The sequence below is a fragment of the Vibrio celticus genome, assembly GCF_024347335.1.
Taxonomy (GTDB): domain Bacteria; phylum Pseudomonadota; class Gammaproteobacteria; order Enterobacterales; family Vibrionaceae; genus Vibrio; species Vibrio celticus.
In genome coordinates this window covers 480,205-499,296 of the sequence record NZ_AP025463.1, presented here as the reverse complement: position 1 = coordinate 499,296, position 19,092 = coordinate 480,205, and the positions used below count along the sequence as shown (strand labels likewise).

Here is a 19,092-nt window from a genome sequence, read left to right as displayed (position 1 = left end):
CTGCTATTTTCATTAGACGGCATGAAATACCAAAGCCACAAACAAAAAAACGCTGACTTAAAGTCAGCGTTTTTATTTGTCTTCTATTTAGAGAAGCATCATCCGTTCAACTAGTCGTTTTCTACGTTGAACAGGTTTTCCATATTCAGACCTTGCTTGATAAGAATCTCACGTAGACGGCGAAGACCTTCAACTTGGATTTGACGAACACGTTCACGAGTCAGGCTGATTTCGCGGCCTACTTCTTCTAATGTTGACGGTTCATAACCCAGTAGTCCAAATCGACGTGCAAGCACCTCTTTCTGCTTAGGATTCAGCTCATCAAGCCAGAAAATCAACGAGTTCTTGATATCGCTATCTTGAGTTGAAACCTCAGGATCTGAATTATTGATGTCTGGAATAATATCCAACAGCGCTTTCTCACCGTCACCACCAATTGGCGTATCAACAGAGCTCACTCTTTCGTTTAGACGAAGCATCTTGCTCACATCACCAACCGGCTTATCTAGCTTAGAAGCAATTTCTTCTGCCGTTGGTTCATGGTCAAGCTTTTGTGATAGCTCTCTTGCAGTACGTAGGTAGATGTTCAGCTCTTTCACAACATGGATTGGCAAACGGATAGTGCGAGTCTGATTCATTAACGCACGTTCAATGGTTTGACGAATCCACCATGTCGCGTAAGTTGAGAAGCGGAAGCCACGCTCTGGATCAAACTTCTCTACGGCGCGAATCAAACCTAGGTTGCCTTCTTCGATTAGATCGAGAAGTGCAAGGCCGCGGTTGCTATAACGACGTGAAATTTTTACCACTAAACGCAGGTTACTTTCGATCATGCGTTTACGTGCTGCTTCATCACCGCGTAGAGCTCGACGTGCATATAGCACTTCTTCTTCAGCGGTTAGTAGTGGTGAGAAACCAATTTCGCCTAAGTAGAGTTGAGTGGCATCTAAACTTTTAGACGTAACTTCAACTTCTTCTTTCGCTTCGGTTTTCTTAGTGACTGTTCGTTTTGCTTTTCCAAGAGCTTCCGGTTCCGTGGTTGCTTGGTCAAGATCGAACTCTTCTTTGGTTACTGCATTGCTTATACTCATAACGCCTCCCCCTGGCGAAATTAGCATGACATTACAACTTCATATGTCGCTAAATGACTATGTCACTCCATACAATACGTAATTTTTGCATATTGTATTTAAGGTAAATATCGTTTTGGATTAACGGATTTACCTTGGTAACGAATCTCAAAGTGCAACCTAACACTGCTGGCTCCAGAGCTTCCCATTGTTGCTATCTTCTGCCCTGGTTTCACACTTTGCCCTTCAGATACTAATAGTCGGTCGTTATGCGCGTATGCACTTAAGTAATTATCATTGTGCTTCACAATCACTAGATTGCCGTAGCCTCGTAGTGCATTACCCGAATAAACAACCGTTCCCCCTGCAGTAGATACTATTGGCTGACCTCGCTGTCCTGCTATGTCTATGCCTTTATTTCCTTGTTCGCCTACAGAGAAATTCTTGATTACTCTCCCTTTAGTTGGCCATAACCATTTGGATACTTTATCACTTGTTGGTTTGGTGGGCGGTGTAACATTCTGTTTACCTTTAGAACCAACATACTCCTTTGATTTGGATTGTTCAACCTTCTTCGGTGGATCTTTTTTCACCACTTTGGTGGTAGTTTGAGCTGGAGCCGGTTTAGAGTTTTTGCTCTTTTGTGGTGTGGTTTTCGGTTTACTTGCCGCAGATGACGTTGTGGATGCGGCGACAGGCGCAGCAACTGCTGCTGCCGCTACCGTTGACTTACCATACGCTGGCGCGTTGTAGCTAGGACGCCATAACTTAAGCTTCTGCCCTGGGTGGATAGTGTAAGGAGCAGACAACTTGTTATAACCGATGAGGTCTTTAACGTCTTTATTGGTGACATAAGCAATGAAGTAAAGGGTGTCGCCTTTTTTAACTTCATAGTAACTGCCACGATAACTACCACGATCAATCGATGAGTAATTCTTGTTTAGGTTTGAAACGGGCGCAGGCGAATTCGCTGCACACCCAACAAGGGCACAGCTAAGCAGTAAAGTACTTCCTTTTAACAACTTCGAACGCATCGACTCTCTATCCACCTACACCATTAGTCTTTTATTAAGCTAGCTCACCAGGAACAAGAGGTACAAATCTCACCATCTCGATAACACTCGATAAAAACTCATCGCCGTGTCGAACGATCTTCAATAGTTGCTGTTCGTCATCACCGACTGGAATCAGTAAACGACCGCCATCTTTCAGCTGTTGCAGAAGCGCTTGAGGAATCGACTCTGCAGCGGCGGTGACAATAATCGCATCAAAAGGGGCTTTTGAAGACCACCCTTGCCAACCATCACCATGCTTAGTTGAGATATTGTAGAAATCGAGTTGCTTCAACCTACGTTTCGCATCCCATTGTAGCGACTTTATTCTTTCAACCGAATACACATGATCAACAAGTTGAGCCAATACCGCAGTTTGGTAACCAGAACCCGTTCCGATCTCCAAGACACGGCTATCTTGTTGTAATTCAAGTAGCTCTGTCATTTTAGCAACAATGTATGGCTGTGAGATTGTCTGACCCTGACCGATAGGCAGCGCATTATTATCATAGGCTTGGTGATACATCGCCTGCGATAAAAAGCTCTCTCTCGGCAATTGGTAAATCGCATCAAGAACCTTTTGATCTCGGATGCCATTTTCAATCAGAAAAGTAATTAAACGCTCAGCTTGCGGATTACTCACTTACTTCTCCCCTAACCATGTTGCCATCGCGCCCAACGACTCATGCGCCGTCAGATCAACCTGCAACGGTGTTACCGACACAAAGCCATGCTCAATCGCGTAAAAATCGGTGCCTTCACCGGCATCTTGCTCTTTGCCCGGAGGGCCGAGCCAATAGATATCGTGACCACGCGGGTCTTTTTGCTTGATCATATCTTCAGCGTGATGACGAGCACCTAGGCGTGTCACCTGAGTACCGGACAGTTGTTCTAAGGCTAAATCAGGAACGTTCACGTTCAACAAGCGATTGGTCGGGATTGGGTTTGCTAAATGTTGTTCGACAATACGACGAGCAATCACTGCCGCTGTCTTAAAATGTTTTTTTCCCACCAGAGAAAACGCTACCGATTGAACACCTAGAAAATGCCCTTCCATTGCTGCTGCCACCGTGCCGGAATAAAGCACGTCATCACCCAGGTTAGCACCGTGATTAATGCCCGTTAATACCAGATCAGGCATATCGTTCTTTAGCAGTTCGTTTAACGAAAAATGCACACAGTCGGTCGGTGTTCCTTGTACCGAATAGGTATTTTCAGCAATCTCTTGAACACGCAGAGGTTGTTCTAAAGTTAATGAATTTGACGCACCCGAGCGATTACGGTCAGGGGCAACAATGATAACTTCAGCAAGATCACGTAGCTCATTTGCCAGCTCATGAATACCTTGAGCGTGCACACCATCATCATTGCTGAGTAAAATCTTCATCCTGTATCCTTTCTTTTGTTCCCATACTAAGCCAAGCCACTTAAATTCCAATATCAAGTGACCCAGCTCCAAGCAGAATCGTTATTGCTCGTAGGTTCTTTCTACGTGTACTTCTTCAACCAACTCTCGAACGATAGCAGTTGCGAAACAACCTGCGTCTAGAGAGAACTTAAGAGTGATATTATCTTCGTTCACTTCCCAAGTTAAATCGGTTGGTTTTAACGATGCTTCACGACGGTCATGGCGCATGCGGTTACCGCGAATCAGCGCCATTAGGTCAGGTTCAGAATCAAGATGTTTTTGCTCTAACGCTTGAGACTCATCAGTCGTTGGCAAAGCATTATCGCCAGCCAAAGCAACAGTAACCCATGCAGCGCCATTCAGGATGTCTTGGTTTACTGCTTCGATATTGTCCGCAGTTACCGCTAGTTGAGCGCCGTCTTTCATGACAATATCGCCAACCAATGCCGATGCAAACGCATCTTGCTCAATACGGTCTGACAGGATCAGGTTGTAAATCCACGAGCGAGCGGCAGAAAGGTACAAGCTGCGCTTATTCTGGTTACGAGTACGAACGTTATCACGGCCCCAACGACGAGCTTCAGATAAGTTGTTACCTTCATTACCAAAACGCTGAGCACCGAAGTAATTTGGCACGCCAACTTGAGCGACTTTTTCCAAACGTTTCACGACATCATCACAGTCTGTTACTTCAGACAAAGTCAGCTCGAATTGGTTGCCAACTAAATCACCCGGGCGTAACTTTTTGTTGTGTCGTGCTATCGCCAAGATCTCAATGCTTGGGTACTGTGCTAAGAAAGCTGAAAAGTCAGGCTCACCTTTTGGTAGGTGCACACTCAACCACTGCTCAGTTACTGCGTGACGGTCTTTTAAACCTGCCCAGCTCACGTCTTTCGACTTAACACCGCAAGCTTTAGCCAGCTCGTTTGCTACGAAACTCGTGTTTTCACCGGTTTTACGAATACGAACCATTAAGTGCTCGCCTTCACCAGTAAACTCAAAACCCAAGTCTTCATTAACGACAAAGTGTTCGGCTTTTGCTTTTAGTTTTGCTTTCGCAGTTGGTTTACCGTTTAGATAAGCCAATGAAGATAAAATATCTGACATGCTGTTCTTTTCGTGTTGGTGCTTACGCACTTTTAGTAATTAGGACCACCGCTTCACATGCGATGCCCTCTTTGCGACCTGTAAAACCTAAACGCTCAGTGGTCGTCGCTTTTACATTCACATTGCTAATGCTGGTTTCTAGGTCTTGAGCAATAGCTTGGCACATAGAGTCTATATGAGGCGCCATCTTTGGAGCTTGCGCCATGATAGTAATATCGGCATTACCAATCACGTAACCTTGTTCTTTTACTCGACGGTAAACATCTTTCAGTAGTTCACGGCTATCCGCGCCTTTCCATTCGTCATCGGTATCAGGGAAATGACGACCAATATCACCCGCAGCAATCGCACCTAATAGAGCGTCACACAACGCATGAAGGGCTACATCACCGTCTGAGTGGGCAATAAGACCTTGCTCGTAAGGGATGCTTACACCACCAATAATTACAGGGCCTTCACCACCAAACTTATGTACATCAAAGCCATGGCCAATACGAATCATCATTATTCCTTATTCTGACTTAAATAGAACTCAGCAAGCGCTAAATCTTCAGGCTGAGTAATCTTAAAATTATCTGAGCGCCCTGCCACTAAAGCGGGCGATAAACCTTTCCATTCAAAGGCTGAGGCTTCATCAGTAATTGAAGCGCCTTGTTGCAACGCCTCACTTAATACCTTCCACAGAGGCTTTGCTCTGAACATTTGTGGCGTAAGTGCATGCCATAAATCGGCACGCTCAACGGTATGCTCAATCTGCCCTTGGGCACCGCGCTTCATCGTGTCACGCACTGGAGCCGCTAAAATAGCGCCCACATCATGGCTCATTGCACCGGAAATTAGCTTGTCGATATCACTTAGCTGAACACACGGCCTTGCCGCATCGTGAACCATTACCCAATCACTAAGCTGCTGCTCAGCGATATAGTTTAGCGCAGAGAGTACAGAGTCTGCTCGCTCGCTTCCGCCAGACACTCGGATCACTTGTGGATTCTGGTTAAGTGCTAGCTCAGGGTAGTATGGATCATCATCACTGATCGCAACGACAATTTGAGCGACTTGAGGGTGAGACAGTAATTTCTCAACGGTGTGCTCTAAAATTGTTTTGCCGTGAATCTTAAGATATTGCTTAGGGCGGTCTGCCTTCATTCGGCTACCGACGCCTGCCGCAGGTACAACAGCAATCACGCTTTGAAGTTGAGTCGACATTAATGGGATTCCTCACCAATGATGCGATAAAACGTTTCGCCTTCTTTGACCATTCCAAGTTCATGACGTGCGCGTTCTTCTATCGCGTCTAAGCCTTGGCGTAGATCGTCAATTTCAGCAAACATTTCTGCATTTCGAATATGCAGCTTTTCATTTACTTGCTGTTGAACTTGGATTTCGTTGTTCACACCGTAGTAATCAGAGATACCATTTTTACCGAGCCACAGTGTGTGTTGTAGCCAGCCAAACACTATGAGCAGTACTAAAGCAAAAATTCGCATAACACCTTTCGCCGGTTGAAAAAGAAGGAGCTAGAATAAGGCACATATATACCATAATGAGCTTATTGGTGCGAGATATGTGGTGTCAGGGAATCAATAAGTCGGGGAATTATTGTTATTCGAAATCCACAATGAGATTCCCGACTCCCTCCTCCGTCGGTCTCGAGAATGACGGGGAATACAAATCACTGCAGACAAAAAACTCAAAGAGATAGCACCTTCCCTAAGCCACATACTCTCGTCATTCCCAAGAAGGAGGAACGACTGAGTTGGGAATCTATGGAGTCAAAGGTAAATAAGAGATTCCCTATTCCTTCCTTCGTCAGTCTAGGGAATGACGAATTTTAGGCAAAAAATGCCCCGCATAAGCGAGGTATTTAAAAAACTTAGATTAACAATTCGCTAGGAATTATTGACCTTTAACTTCTTTAAGACCGCTTTCGTTGTAAAAAGGAGGAGCTTTAGAAATTAGACCTCACTTTCCTACAAGCAAAAAAAAACGCCCTACCGAAGTAGAGCGTTTTCAAAAGCTTTAAGCTAATAATTCAGAGTGAATTATTGACCTTTAACTTCTTTAAGACCGTTGTAAGGAGCTTTAGAACCTAGAGCTTCTTCGATACGGATAAGTTGGTTGTACTTAGCAACACGGTCAGAACGGCTCATAGAACCAGTTTTGATTTGACCTGCAGCTGTACCTACCGCTAGATCAGCGATAGTTGCATCTTCAGTTTCGCCAGAACGGTGAGAGATTACTGCAGTGTAGCCAGCGTCTTTAGCCATCTTGATAGCAGCTAGAGTCTCTGTTAGAGAACCGATTTGGTTGAACTTGATAAGGATAGAGTTAGCTACGCCTTTCTCGATACCTTCAGCAAGAATCTTAGTGTTTGTAACGAACAGGTCGTCACCAACGATTTGAAGCTTGTCGCCTAGAAGTTCAGTTTGGTGCTTGAAGCCATCCCAATCTGACTCGTCAAGACCGTCTTCGATAGAAACGATTGGGAAGTTGTTCGCTAGCTCAGCTAGGTAGTGGTTGAACTCTTCAGAAGTGAAAGTTTTACCTTCGCCCTTCATGTTGTAGATGCCAGCTTCTTTGTCGAAGAACTCAGATGCTGCACAGTCCATAGCAAGAGTAACGTCTTTACCTAGTTCGTAACCAGCAGCTGCAACAGCTTCTGCGATAACTTCTAGAGCTTCAGCGTTAGACTTAAGGTTAGGAGCGAAACCACCTTCATCACCAACTGCAGTGCTGTAGCCTTTAGACTTAAGAACTTTAGCTAGGTTGTGGAATACTTCAGCGCCGATACGTAGACCTTCTTTAAGAGTTTTAGCGCCAACTGGTTGGATCATGAACTCTTGGATGTCAACGTTGTTATCTGCGTGCTCACCACCGTTGATGATGTTCATCATTGGTAGAGGCATAGAGAACTGACCAGCAGTACCGTTTAGCTCAGCGATGTGCTCGTATAGAGGCATGCCTTTCGCAGCAGCAGCAGCTTTTGCGTTAGCTAGAGATACAGCTAGGATAGCGTTCGCGCCGAACTTAGACTTGTTATCAGTACCGTCTAGGTCAAGCATGATTTGGTCAACGTCAGCTTGTGCTTTAGCGTCAGTACCAACTAGAGCTTCAGCGATTGGGCCGTTTACAGCTTCAATAGCTTTAAGAACACCTTTACCTAGGAAACGTGATTTGTCGCCGTCACGTAGCTCAAGAGCTTCGCGAGAACCAGTAGATGCGCCAGATGGAGCAGCAGCCATACCTACGAAACCGCCTTCTAGGTGTACTTCAGCTTCTACAGTTGGGTTACCACGTGAATCGATGATTTCACGACCTAGAACTTTAACGATCTTAGACATTGAATGTTTCCTTCTCGTTGAATATATAAATGTCAAATTTAAAGGTAGCAGCACAACTTACGCAGCTACCTGTATTCCTTTTTACTTCTCTAACTCGCCGCGCTGGAACTCGCCAGCCGCTTTAACGAAACCTGCAAACAATGGATGACCATCGCGAGGCGTTGAAGTGAACTCTGGGTGGAATTGAGCAGCAACGAACCATGGGTGGTTCGGGTTCTCAATAACTTCAACCAGTTTCTTGTCCGCAGATAGACCCGATACTTTTAGGCCCGCTTTTTCGATTTGTGGACGAAGATTGTTGTTCACTTCGTAACGGTGACGGTGACGTTCATGGATCGTCGCGCTACCGTATAATTCGTAAGCTTTCGTCCCTTTCGCTAGGTGACAAAGCTGTGAACCAAGACGCATTGTGCCGCCAAGGTCAGATGTTTCTGTACGCTCTTCAACTTTACCTTCGCCATCAGTCCACTCAGTGATAAGACCAACAACTGGGTACTTAGTTTCAGTACAGAATTCAGAAGAGTGTGCCCCTTCCATTTTCGCAACGTTACGAGCGTACTCGATAAGTGCTACTTGCATACCTAGACAGATACCTAAGTACGGTACTTTGTTTTCACGAGCGTATTGAGCAGCAAGAATCTTACCTTCAACACCACGGTCACCAAAGCCACCAGGAACTAGGATTGCATCTAGGCCTTCTAAAACTTCTACGCCACGAGACTCAACGTCTTGTGAATCTACGTATTTAATATTAACGCTTAGGCGATTTTTCAAGCCCGCGTGTTTTAGCGCTTCATTTACTGATTTGTATGCGTCTGGTAGTTCAATGTACTTACCAACCATACCAATCGTCACTTCACCCGTTGGGTTAGCTTCTTCGTAAATTACTTGTTCCCATTCAGACAGGTCTGCTTCTGGAGCTGTGATGCCGAAACGCTTACATACAAGTTCATCAGTACCTTGAGCTTTAATAAGCTGAGGGATCTTGTAGATAGAGTCAACATCGCGCATAGAAATAACTGCATTTTCTTGCACATTACAGAACAGAGCAATTTTCTTACGCTCGTTCGAAGGAATGTTGCGGTCTGAACGACAAACTAGGATGTCTGGCTGAATACCAATAGACAGTAGCTCTTTTACAGAGTGTTGCGTTGGCTTAGTTTTCACTTCGCCCGCAGCTGCTAGGTATGGCACTAGAGTCAGGTGCATGAACATTGCGCGTTCACGGCCTAGCTCTACTGCTAGCTGACGAATCGCTTCCATGAATGGTAGAGATTCGATATCACCAACCGTACCACCAACTTCAACGATCGCGATATCGTGGCCAGATGCGCCAGAAATTACACGCTCTTTGATAGAGTTAGTGATGTGTGGGATAACCTGAATAGTTGCACCTAGGTAATCACCGCGACGCTCTTTAGCGAGTACGTCTGAGTAAACACGACCTGCAGTGAAGTTGTTACGCTTAGTCATCTTGGTGCGAATGAATCGCTCATAGTGACCAAGGTCAAGGTCTGTTTCAGCGCCATCTTCCGTAACGAACACTTCACCGTGCTGAGTCGGGCTCATAGTGCCTGGATCAACGTTGATGTAAGGGTCAAGCTTCATCATAGTCACTTTAAGACCACGAGCTTCTAAAATAGCCGCAAGAGATGCTGCAGCAATACCTTTACCTAGAGAGGATACAACCCCGCCAGTAACAAAAATGTAATTTGTCGTCATGTTTAACCTGAAATTGGTTGAATGAGGGAAATGGACTACTTCTGGACGGGATGAAAATATACCAGAAGCCCCTTATCGCCACAACGTGAAATCTATCACACTGCTATTTTTTATTTTTTGCTTCAAATCAATTCATGATAAAAGCTTTGGTTATCTTTTCTCCGCCACCTTGACTTCATCCCACATGGAATCAAGCTGTTGTAGTGAAAAATCGGTCAAAATTTTATCTTGCTGACGAACTTTTTGTTCCACCCCTTTAAAGCGACGTGAGAACTTCAGATTGGCTTTATTTAGTGCAGACTCTGGATTTTTACCCAAATGTCGCACCAAATTGACCGTCGCAAACAGCAAATCACCCAACTCTTCTTCAACCAAATCTTCATTTGGCGTCACTTGAAGCGCTTCTTCTAGCACCTCATCGACTTCCTCTAAAACCTTATTCGCCACTGGGCCAATAGAGTCCCAATCAAAGCCATATTTCGCTACCTGTTTTTGAATCTTTGTAGCACGTGAAAGCGCAGGTAGAGAGTTTGGTATTGAGTCTAGAATACTTTCTTGAGTTTTGCCTGCCTGAGCTTTTTCTTTGGCTTTTTCAGCTTCCCAGTTGGCATTAATTTCTTCATCGCTCGCAAACTCGGTATCAGAAAACACATGCGGATGGCGGCGCGTTAGCTTCTCATTGATGCCATCGACCACATCAGAGAACTCAAACAGCCCTTGCTCTTTGGCGAGCTGGCTGTAGAAAATCACCTGAAATAGCAGATCACCCAGTTCTTCTTGTAGGTTCGGCCAATCTTTGTTGTGAATCGCGTCCACCACCTCGTAGGTTTCTTCGATAGTATGCGGCACAATTGTTTCAAAATTTTGTTTCAAATCCCAAGGACAGCCACCTTCTGGATCGCGCAGCTTAGTCATGATCTGTTCAAGTTGTTCAATCGGGTGATTCATCGCTTTCTTCCTATTCACTGTCTTTGATTTTTAAATTTATAATGTCTTCTATAACTAAAAAAGGTGAGCAGCCAAAACCACTCACCTTTCTATTCTTTCCGTCATCCCCAAGAGCGAAGAATGAGCGAGTTGGGGATCTCAAATCGCTTGACGAGATTCCCTATCACGTTCGTTCCTCACTGTAGGGAATGACAGCTATCTTTTTTACTAAGTAATTAGGGCGTGTTGATCTTTCGTGAGTGTTTTTTGAACAGCATGGTAAAGAGTTATAATTTGCTTCGCCAAAAGTAAAACCATAACCAATACCATGCCAAGAACAATGCTAACTGATATTCGCTGGGAACTGCTACTCCAAGTTATGAAAAGTACAGGTCGTATTTACGATAAAACTGAACATCGAATGACATTTGAAGGAATACTTTATCGAATGAGAACAGGTATTCCTTGGCGAGATCTACCCTCTGAGTTCGGAGAGTGGAGTACCGTTTACAGACGATTTAATCTTTGGTCAAAGAAAGGGATTTTAGATAATCTTTTCAAAGCTTATCTAACATGGCTGATTTTGAATGGGTATTTCTTGATGGCTCTATAGTTAGAGCACATCAGCATAGTACAGGTGCAGCTACTGAAAGTTCAGAGCAAATAGGAAAAAGTCGCGGGGGCAACTCAACCAAAATTCACTTAGCCGTAGATAGTGGTGGCCTGCCGATTTGCTTTGATTTATCAGAGGGACAACGCCACGATATAGTGCATGCCGAAAGCTTAGTTGAGCAACTCGATGAAGTTAATACCATCGTTTGTGATAAAGGATATGACAGCGAACCTTTCCGTATTTTTGTTAAGGAACGTGGCGGAGAAACGGTAATTGCTAAACGCAATTACGGACAAGATATAGACAAAGACAGTATGGATTGGTGTTTATACAAGTATCGTCACTTGGTCGAAAATGCCTTTGGGAGAATTAAGCATTATCGAGCTATTTCAAGTAGATATGACAAGCTAGAAAGGAATTATGCCAGCATGTTATCGCTGGCATTCATGTTAATGTGGCTACCGATGTATTGTTGAACGCGAAATGTACAGCAAAGATCAACACGCCCTAGTTCTTCTAACAAGGCAGTAAACTTATGAGGCTCCTGAGCATAGCTTGCCTATGTGATGGAGTGAAATAAGTGAAACTAACGCAGTTAGAAAGCTAAGTACGACGTAAAAACTAGCCTAGGCGTTTTACGCTCATGACATCTTTGATCTGCTCTACTCGGCTGGTCACGCGACTCAGAATTTCAATATTGGTCACTTCCAAATCGAAATCCATTACCGATAGCTGACGCTTGTAGTCGATACGGCTCTTCATTGTGGTCACGCTGATCTTTTCATTCGAGAACAGTGAGGTGATGTCTTTCAACAAGCCATTACGCTCTAGCGCTTCAACACGCAGCGTTAGGATGTATGAACCAACAAAGCCATTGCCCCAAACAGTATCAATGATACGTTCTGGTGCGTGCATACTAAGTTCGCCTAGCTGTTCACAGTCAGCGCGGTGCACTGAGATACCACGACCTTGAGTAATGTAACCTTTAATCACATCACCAGGGATTGGCTGACAGCAACGAGCTAGGTGCGTCATTAGGTTATCAACGCCCTCAACCACTACCGCATCTTTCTTCGGACGGCTCTGTTGTGCTGGCTTGTTTTCCGACTCAAGCAGTTTCTCTAGCGCTTTCTTGTCTTCCTCTTCCGCCGTAGGCTTGTTGACCAACGCATTGATGTGATTAACCACTTGGTTAATGCGCAAATCGCCACTGCCGATACCAGCATAAAGCTCATCTGGCGTGTTGACGTTAAAGCGTCTCAGAGCGTATTGGTCTGCATCTTTTAAGGTTGCACCCACTTTAGCAAGTTCCGCCTCAAGGATGTCTCGACCCGCTTCTAGGTTCTTCTCACGACTTTGCGCACGGAACCAAGCATTGATCTTGGCTCGAGCACGACCAGAATGAACAAAACCTGTGGTTGGGTTCAGCCAATCACGTGATGGGTTCGGCTCTTTCTGAGTGATAATTTCAACCTGATCACCCATCGATAATTTATGAGTGAATGGGACGATACGGCCTGCTACTTTGGCACCGATACAACGGTGTCCGACCATCGAGTGGATGTGGTAAGCGAAGTCCAGTGGGGTTGCACCCATAGGTAAATCGACCACGTCACCGCGCGGTGTAAAGGCATATACGCGATCATCGAATACTTGGCTACGAACTTCATCCAGCATCTCGCCAGAATCCGACATCTCTTCTTGCCAATCGATAAGTTTACGCAACCAAGTGATTTTCTCGTCGTAACCACTGCGTCCGCTTGAAGCACCTTCTTTGTACTTCCAGTGCGCCGCCACACCAAGCTCAGAGTCTTCGTGCATCTGCTTGGTACGGATCTGAATCTCAATGGTCTTGCCTTCTGGGCCCAAAACCACGGTGTGAATAGACTGGTAACCATTTGGCTTAGGGTTCGCCACATAGTCATCGAATTCACTTGGTAGATGTTTGTATTTGGTATGAACCACACCTAAGCCGGCATAGCAGTCTTGAAGCTGGTCGGCGATGATACGTACCGCACGTACGTCAAAGAGCTCATCGAAGTCCAAGCCTTTCTTCTGCATTTTACGCCAGATGCTGTAGATGTGTTTTGGTCGACCGCTGACTTCTGCATTGATGCTTGAACGGTTCATTTCCGCCGTTAAGTCGTCAACGAAATCTTTAATGTATTGTTCACGTACGATGCGACGCTCGGACAACTGTTTAGCAATCTGCTTGTAGGTGTCTGGCTGTTGGTAGCGAAATGCGTAATCTTCGATTTCCCACTTAAGCTGACCAATACCTAAACGGTTAGCGAGCGGAGCGTAGATGTTAGAACACTCTTTTGCTGCCGCGCGACGCACAGCATCAGGCGCTTTTTTCACCTCAATAAGGTTACAGATTCGCTCAGCGAGTTTGATGACTACGCAGCGGAAGTCGTCGACCATCGCCAGTAACATACGACGAACGTTATCAACTTGACCCGAGGCAGCACTGCCTTCAAGAGTCACGTTTAACTGGCCTAAGGCCGCCATTTCTTCAACGCCATCGATCAACTTTACGGTTTCTTTACCGTAGCTTTCTTCAAACGCTTCGCGCTCAAAAACGCCGCTTGAGACGACGGGGAAAAGTTGCGCTGCAATTAAAGTGGCACGGTCCATGGACAGCGTAACCAAGATTTCGATCATCTCGCGGCCACGCCAAAGCAGGAGCGACGCTTGCTCGTGATCTTTTAATAGCTCTTCACAGTGACGATAAACTTTGATCAGTTTATTCGAGGTTTTTGCGTCTTGATTTAGTGACGCAATCCAACTTTCTAGCTCAAACTGTTCGCTTGGGTTTAAATGTGCGCTTCGTACCGCAACCATCATGCCTTCCTAGTTATTATGTTTTATACCCAATTCAATATGACTAACTGGTTCCAAGTTAGTTCGACCATATTGATATCAGCGCAGGCTTCCCTGCGCCTTTGTGATTCATTTGAAGCCTTGTTAAGGGCCTCTAAGCCTTGATAAAGAGAGCCATCGATTCTAGATGACTGGTGTGGGGGAACATGTCCAACATACCCAGTTTGGCTAATTGATAGCCTTGTTTTTCTAAGCTCTCAGAATCTCTAGCTAGAGTAGCAGGATTACACGAAACATAAACCACACGCTTCGCTCCTAACGCTGAAATTTGATCAACGATCCCACTCGCTCCCGCACGTGCCGGGTCAAGCAATACTTTATCAAATTTCTCTTTTGCCCAAGGCTGTGAAGATAAGTCTTCTTCAAGGTTAGCTTGGTAAAATTCCGTATTGCTTAACTGGTTTAACGCTGCGTTAGATGTGGCTTGCTGAACCATTTCATCAACGCCTTCTACGCCAACCACAAACGCCGATTGTTGCGCGATAGGCAAACTGAAATTCCCTAAGCCACAAAACAGGTCGAGCACTCGCTCATCCGCTTGAGGTTCTAGCCAATCAATCGCTTGAGCCACCATCTGCTGATTCACTTTCTGGTTTACTTGGATAAAGTGGTTTGGCTCAAACGGCAACGTTACGCCAGTTTCGCTATAAGAAGGTGCATCGCCAACTAAGCGAACCAACTTATCGGTTTCAGGCATCGAGTACAGCGTAGCGCCTTCTTCTTTTGCTAACGCAATCAGCGCTTGCTCATCTTTTTCAACCAAAGGCTTAAGGTGACGTAGCACCATTACAGGGCCAGTATCGCCCAACACCAATTCAACGTGTCCTAAAGACGTAAGGCTGTTGAAAGTGTTCAGTAAATTTTTCAGTTTTGGCAGCAATACATTGAGGCGAGGATCAAGCACGGCACAGTCGGTGATATTTTCAATCTGCTTACTCTGCTTCTTACGGAAACCGAACTGAAGCTGCTGTGTCTTTTTGTCAACAAATAGGCTGATACGCGCGCGACGTCGATAACCGGTTTCATCACCGACAATAGGTTGTGCAACTTCAGTGTTCACCGTTTGGTATTGGCTCATCAGGTGGGTCAGAGATTGCGACTTATGCTCAACCTGAGAAGAGTAGCCGAGGTGTTGAAGGTGACAGCCACCACACTGATTAAAGTGCTTACAAAACGGCTTTAAACGCTGCTCGCTCGGCTTCAATAACTTGATGAGTTTAGCTCGCGAAAACTTACTTTTGCTCTCAGTAAGTTGAATAACCACCTGCTCACCGGGCAATGCACCATCAATGAAAACCGGTTTATTCTTTTGATAAGCGATGCCAGCGCCATTGTGATCCATTCGTTCAACCAAAACCGATTGATGCTTGGTCTCGAGTTGAGTTTTCTTTTTTGGTTGGAAAAAACGTGCCATTGCTTGTGCCTAATGTATCTTTTAATAAGTAATTGGTATCCAGGACTCACTATTATGTCTTGGAATCATTGTCGAACGTCACGGCTTTGATTAAGCTTACCGTTCACTTAACCGCCATTGTGTGCGTTATTTTCCCATATCCAGACCTCGATGTAATTAAAGAACATGACCAGATATGGCTTAAGAGCCCGTGTAATTACCTTAACTCTAGCTCCAACCCTGATTATTGGGTTGCTATTGAGTGCATTTTTCTCATTTAACCGCTATCAAGACCTTGAGGGTCAGGTGGTTAATACTGGTACTAGCATCATTGAACCACTTGCGATTGCGAGTGAATCAGGCATGAAGCTCGAAAGTCGAGAGTCTGTTCGTCAGCTTATTAGCTATGCGCATCGAAAAAACTCTAAGCTGGTACGCAGTATCGCGGTGTTTGATGAGCGTCATGAGTTGTTTGTAACCTCAAACTTCCACCCCGATTTTGAAAGCCTAACCTATCCGAAAGATAAACCGATTCCGCATTTGAGCTCATCGAACCTTCTCGATAATACGCTGATCCTGCGGACGCCTATCATCGCCGAAGGCCAGTACATCAATTCAGCCAACGGTCAGTCTCAAGCCAATCAAGCGATCGGCTATATTGCAATTGAGTTAGATCTATCTTCACTTCGACTGCAGCAATATCAAGAAGTGTTCTCTGCCTTCTTGGTGTTGATTCTCGGACTTGGTTTATCGGCCGTGTTTGCGTTCCGTTTGATGCACGACGTAACCCAACCGATCACACACATGAAAAATATGGTCGACCGCATTCGTCGTGGTCACCTAGATGTACGTATCGAAGGTAAGATGCATGGTGAGCTAGATTCGCTGAAAAACGGTATCAACGCGATGGCGGTATCGCTATCAGAATATCACGTCGAGATGCAGCACAGTATCGACCAAGCCACATCAGATTTGCGTGAAACCCTTGAACAGCTAGAGATTCAAAACGTTGAGTTAGACATCGCGAAGAAACGCGCGCAAGAAGCGGCTCGTGTTAAATCTGAGTTCTTAGCGAATATGTCTCACGAACTGAGAACGCCTCTGAACGGTGTAATTGGCTTTACTCGTCAGATGCTCAAGACTCACCTATCGAACAGTCAAACCGATTATCTGCAAACCATTGAACGTTCGGCAAATAACCTGCTTAGCATCATCAACGATATCTTGGACTTCTCAAAACTTGAAGCCGGTAAGTTAGCCCTAGAGAACATTCCATTTGAGTTCCAAGCCAGCCTTGAAGAGGTAGTAAACCTTCAAGCAACCAACGCTCATGAGAAAGGCCTAGAGCTGACACTGAAGATCGATCCTAAAGTACCGCCAGGCGTGGTGGGTGATCCACTGCGTATTCAGCAGATCCTAACCAACCTTGTTGGTAACTCAATCAAGTTTACCGAACGCGGCAACATTGATATCAGCGTTGAGCTTCGCTCACAAAGTGAAGACAACATCGAGCTGCAATTCATGGTTCGCGATACGGGTATTGGTATTTCTGAGCGCCAACAAGCTCAGCTGTTCCAAGCCTTCAGCCAAGCCGATGCAAGTATCTCTCGTCGCTATGGTGGCACAGGCTTAGGTCTGGTTATCACCCAAAAACTGGTCAGCCAAATGGGCGGAGAGATCAGCCTAACCAGTCGTCTTCACCAAGGCTCTACCTTCTGGTTCACCTTGAGACTATCAACGACTGATATGCCGATGACTGAGCTAATTGAGACTCAGTGTCTGCAAGACAAACAACTGCTGCTTATCGAACCAAACATGCAAGCGGCATCGATTACTCAGCAAATCCTAACTCAAGAAGGTTTAGTGGTAACGTATCGTTCGGTGATGCCAGACGAGACCACCTCGTATGACTACGTTTTGCTTAACCTAGCCGCCAACCAAGAATATCAATTTGATACCGTGAGTGGTTGGGCGATCGGTGCGAAGAAGATTGCTCAAAACGTGATAATTGGTACACCAAGTACCGAGCTAGCGTTGGGTGAGCAACTAATGAAAGAGGTCGATGTTCAGTGCATCACTAAGCCTCTTTCTCGTAAGAAGTTACTGCAAACTCTGGTATCGAATCAGGCACCAACCTTGATTGCACCAGCAATTGAAACACATTCAGAAGAGAAGCTTCCGCTTACGGTATTGGCGGTCGACGACAACCCAGCCAACCTAAAACTGATCACCGCGCTGCTCAAAGAGCGTGTAGAAACCGTCATCAGTTGTACCAGTGGTCAGCAGGCGATAGACAAAGCGACAGAGACGCCATTTGATATCGTCTTCATGGATATTCAAATGCCACAGATGGACGGTGTGACCGCTTGTCAGAACATCAAGAAGCTGGCGAACAATGCAAATACGCCTGTGATTGCCGTTACCGCGCATGCCATGATTGGCGAACGTGACCGACTGCTTGAAGCGGGCATGGATGACTACCTAACCAAACCTATTGAAGAGCATGTTTTACAGCAGGTTCTGATTCATTGGAGCTCGACCTCTGAGGTTGAGCACATCGAAAAAATAGATCCAGACCACCCAGCGGTCTCTGCTGAAGTCGACAACGCTCCAGTGTCAGAAACTGAAGCCAGCGTGCACACAAACATCATCATTGATTGGCAAGCTGCGATGAAACAAGCCGCCAATAAAGAAGATCTCGCACGCGATATGCTGCAAATGCTCGTAGACTTTATTCCAGAGGTTTATGAGGCAGCAGACAAAGCGATAGAAGACAGTGACTACCCAGTTGAAGAGCTGATACACATCATCCACAAGATGCATGGCAGCAGCTCGTACAGCGGCGTACCAAGACTAAAATCGGTATGTGCGACGATAGAGAAAGAGCTACGTTCTGGTACTTCTGTTGAAGATATTGAACCGGAGCTTTTCGAGCTTCAGGATGAATTAGATAAGGTTCAAGCAACCGCGATTCACTACTTGAAACCGGCCAAGACCTAGTGGGCACTTGTTACTCACCAGTATTCGTTAGAGGGTTTACCCGCTAATAAAAAAGCAGAGCTCATGAGCTCTGCTTTTTTCTGTCTAGAGCCAAGAGCACTAGATATAAAGTCGCGATAATCTATTTACGATTCGAGTAACACCGTTGCCACTGCGTAGTGACGCTCATCCGAGATAGTCAGATGAATTGATGTTGTGCCGTTCGCCTCTGCGATTTCACGCGCTTTTTTATGCAGGCTCAGAACTGGCTTGCCATGCTCATCGTTTGAAATCTCAAAGTCGTGGAAAGTCACACCCAGTGCGATCCCCGTGCCCAACGCCTTAGATGCTGCTTCTTTGGCAGCAAAACGTTTTGCAAGGTAACGCCCTTTTTGCTTCAGTTGCTGAAATACTTCAAATTCAGAATCGGTCAAAATACGCTGAGCAAAAGCGTCACCACTTCGTGACAATGCCTTTTCAACACGTTCAATTTCTGCGATATCTGTACCTAATCCAACAACAGCCATGCTTACCCTACTACTAAACTTCTATCTATTAATTCTACTAATTCGTCGCTTACGACTTAACGCTTACGGT

Annotated in this window: 16 protein-coding genes; 2 read left to right on the top strand and 14 right to left on the bottom strand. The window is 45.4% G+C overall.

Annotation, left to right across the window (positions count from 1 at the left end; translation table 11 throughout):
• Positions 1–110 precede the first annotated feature (110 nt).
• The 11 genes from rpoS to mazG all read right to left on the bottom strand — a co-directional run bounded on the left by rpoS (position 111) and on the right by mazG (position 10,648).
• Complete coding sequence (rpoS, locus tag OCV19_RS02485) at positions 111–1,091, bottom strand: RNA polymerase sigma factor RpoS (RefSeq protein WP_017059027.1); 981 nt, start codon at positions 1,089–1,091, stop codon at positions 111–113.
• Positions 1,092–1,189: 98 nt separating this feature from the next.
• On the bottom strand, positions 1,190–2,104 hold the full coding sequence (gene nlpD, locus OCV19_RS02480) for a murein hydrolase activator NlpD (protein WP_065676608.1): 915 nt from the start codon (positions 2,102–2,104) through the stop codon (positions 1,190–1,192).
• Between the two features lie 34 nt (positions 2,105–2,138).
• Positions 2,139–2,765, bottom strand: a complete 627-nt coding sequence (locus OCV19_RS02475; protein ID WP_019826319.1) for a protein-L-isoaspartate(D-aspartate) O-methyltransferase — start codon at positions 2,763–2,765, stop codon at positions 2,139–2,141.
• Complete coding sequence (gene surE / locus OCV19_RS02470; protein ID WP_065676607.1) at positions 2,766–3,509, bottom strand: 5'/3'-nucleotidase SurE; 744 nt, start codon at positions 3,507–3,509, stop codon at positions 2,766–2,768.
• A gap of 81 nt (positions 3,510–3,590) precedes the next feature.
• A complete protein-coding gene (gene truD / locus OCV19_RS02465; protein WP_065676606.1) occupies positions 3,591–4,637 on the bottom strand; it encodes a tRNA pseudouridine(13) synthase TruD in 1,047 nt (348 codons plus the stop codon).
• A 22-nt stretch (positions 4,638–4,659) separates the two neighbouring features.
• On the bottom strand, positions 4,660–5,139 hold the full coding sequence (gene ispF, locus OCV19_RS02460) for a 2-C-methyl-D-erythritol 2,4-cyclodiphosphate synthase (protein ID WP_004739053.1): 480 nt from the start codon (positions 5,137–5,139) through the stop codon (positions 4,660–4,662).
• A 2-nt stretch (positions 5,140–5,141) separates the two neighbouring features.
• Positions 5,142–5,843: a 2-C-methyl-D-erythritol 4-phosphate cytidylyltransferase gene (gene ispD / locus OCV19_RS02455; RefSeq protein ID WP_065676605.1), complete on the bottom strand. Its 702-nt coding sequence runs from the start codon at positions 5,841–5,843 to the stop codon at positions 5,142–5,144.
• Complete coding sequence (gene ftsB, locus OCV19_RS02450) at positions 5,843–6,124, bottom strand: cell division protein FtsB (protein WP_010435786.1); 282 nt, start codon at positions 6,122–6,124, stop codon at positions 5,843–5,845. The genes ispD and ftsB overlap by 1 nt, the downstream gene beginning before the upstream one ends.
• 555 nt (positions 6,125–6,679) lie before the next feature.
• The gene (gene eno / locus OCV19_RS02445; RefSeq protein WP_017059033.1) at positions 6,680–7,978 is read right to left on the bottom strand and encodes a phosphopyruvate hydratase; all 1,299 of its coding nucleotides are present in this window, start codon (positions 7,976–7,978) and stop codon (positions 6,680–6,682) included.
• A gap of 81 nt (positions 7,979–8,059) precedes the next feature.
• Positions 8,060–9,700 (bottom strand): CTP synthase, encoded by a 1,641-nt coding sequence (locus OCV19_RS02440; protein ID WP_048605791.1) that lies wholly within the window; start codon positions 9,698–9,700, stop codon positions 8,060–8,062.
• A 150-nt stretch (positions 9,701–9,850) separates the two neighbouring features.
• Positions 9,851–10,648: a nucleoside triphosphate pyrophosphohydrolase gene (mazG, locus tag OCV19_RS02435; RefSeq protein ID WP_048611394.1), complete on the bottom strand. Its 798-nt coding sequence runs from the start codon at positions 10,646–10,648 to the stop codon at positions 9,851–9,853.
• A gap of 307 nt (positions 10,649–10,955) precedes the next feature.
• Here mazG and OCV19_RS02430 point away from each other — a divergent pair.
• A protein-coding gene (locus OCV19_RS02430) for an IS5 family transposase (RefSeq protein WP_261875686.1) occupies positions 10,956–11,716 on the top strand; the annotation gives its coding sequence in 2 pieces (ribosomal slippage) (positions 10,956–11,190 and positions 11,190–11,716; 762 coding nt in all).
• A 145-nt stretch (positions 11,717–11,861) separates the two neighbouring features.
• On the opposite strand, the gene relA is transcribed toward OCV19_RS02430, so the two are convergent.
• Positions 11,862–14,084, bottom strand: a complete 2,223-nt coding sequence (gene relA / locus OCV19_RS02425) for a GTP diphosphokinase (protein ID WP_048611396.1) — start codon at positions 14,082–14,084, stop codon at positions 11,862–11,864.
• 133 nt (positions 14,085–14,217) lie between these two features.
• Positions 14,218–15,537, bottom strand: a complete 1,320-nt coding sequence (gene rlmD / locus OCV19_RS02420; protein WP_065675479.1) for a 23S rRNA (uracil(1939)-C(5))-methyltransferase RlmD — start codon at positions 15,535–15,537, stop codon at positions 14,218–14,220.
• Positions 15,538–15,702: 165 nt separating this feature from the next.
• On the opposite strand from rlmD, the gene barA reads away from it, so the two are divergent.
• On the top strand, positions 15,703–18,516 hold the full coding sequence (barA, locus tag OCV19_RS02415) for a two-component sensor histidine kinase BarA (RefSeq protein WP_065675478.1): 2,814 nt from the start codon (positions 15,703–15,705) through the stop codon (positions 18,514–18,516).
• A 125-nt stretch (positions 18,517–18,641) separates the two neighbouring features.
• Here barA and acpS read toward each other — a convergent pair whose 3' ends face one another.
• Positions 18,642–19,022 carry a holo-ACP synthase gene (gene acpS, locus OCV19_RS02410; RefSeq protein WP_017059039.1) on the bottom strand — a complete coding sequence of 127 codons (381 nt, stop codon included), beginning with the start codon at positions 19,020–19,022 and terminating at the stop codon, positions 18,642–18,644.
• Positions 19,023–19,092: the final 70 nt, after the last annotated feature.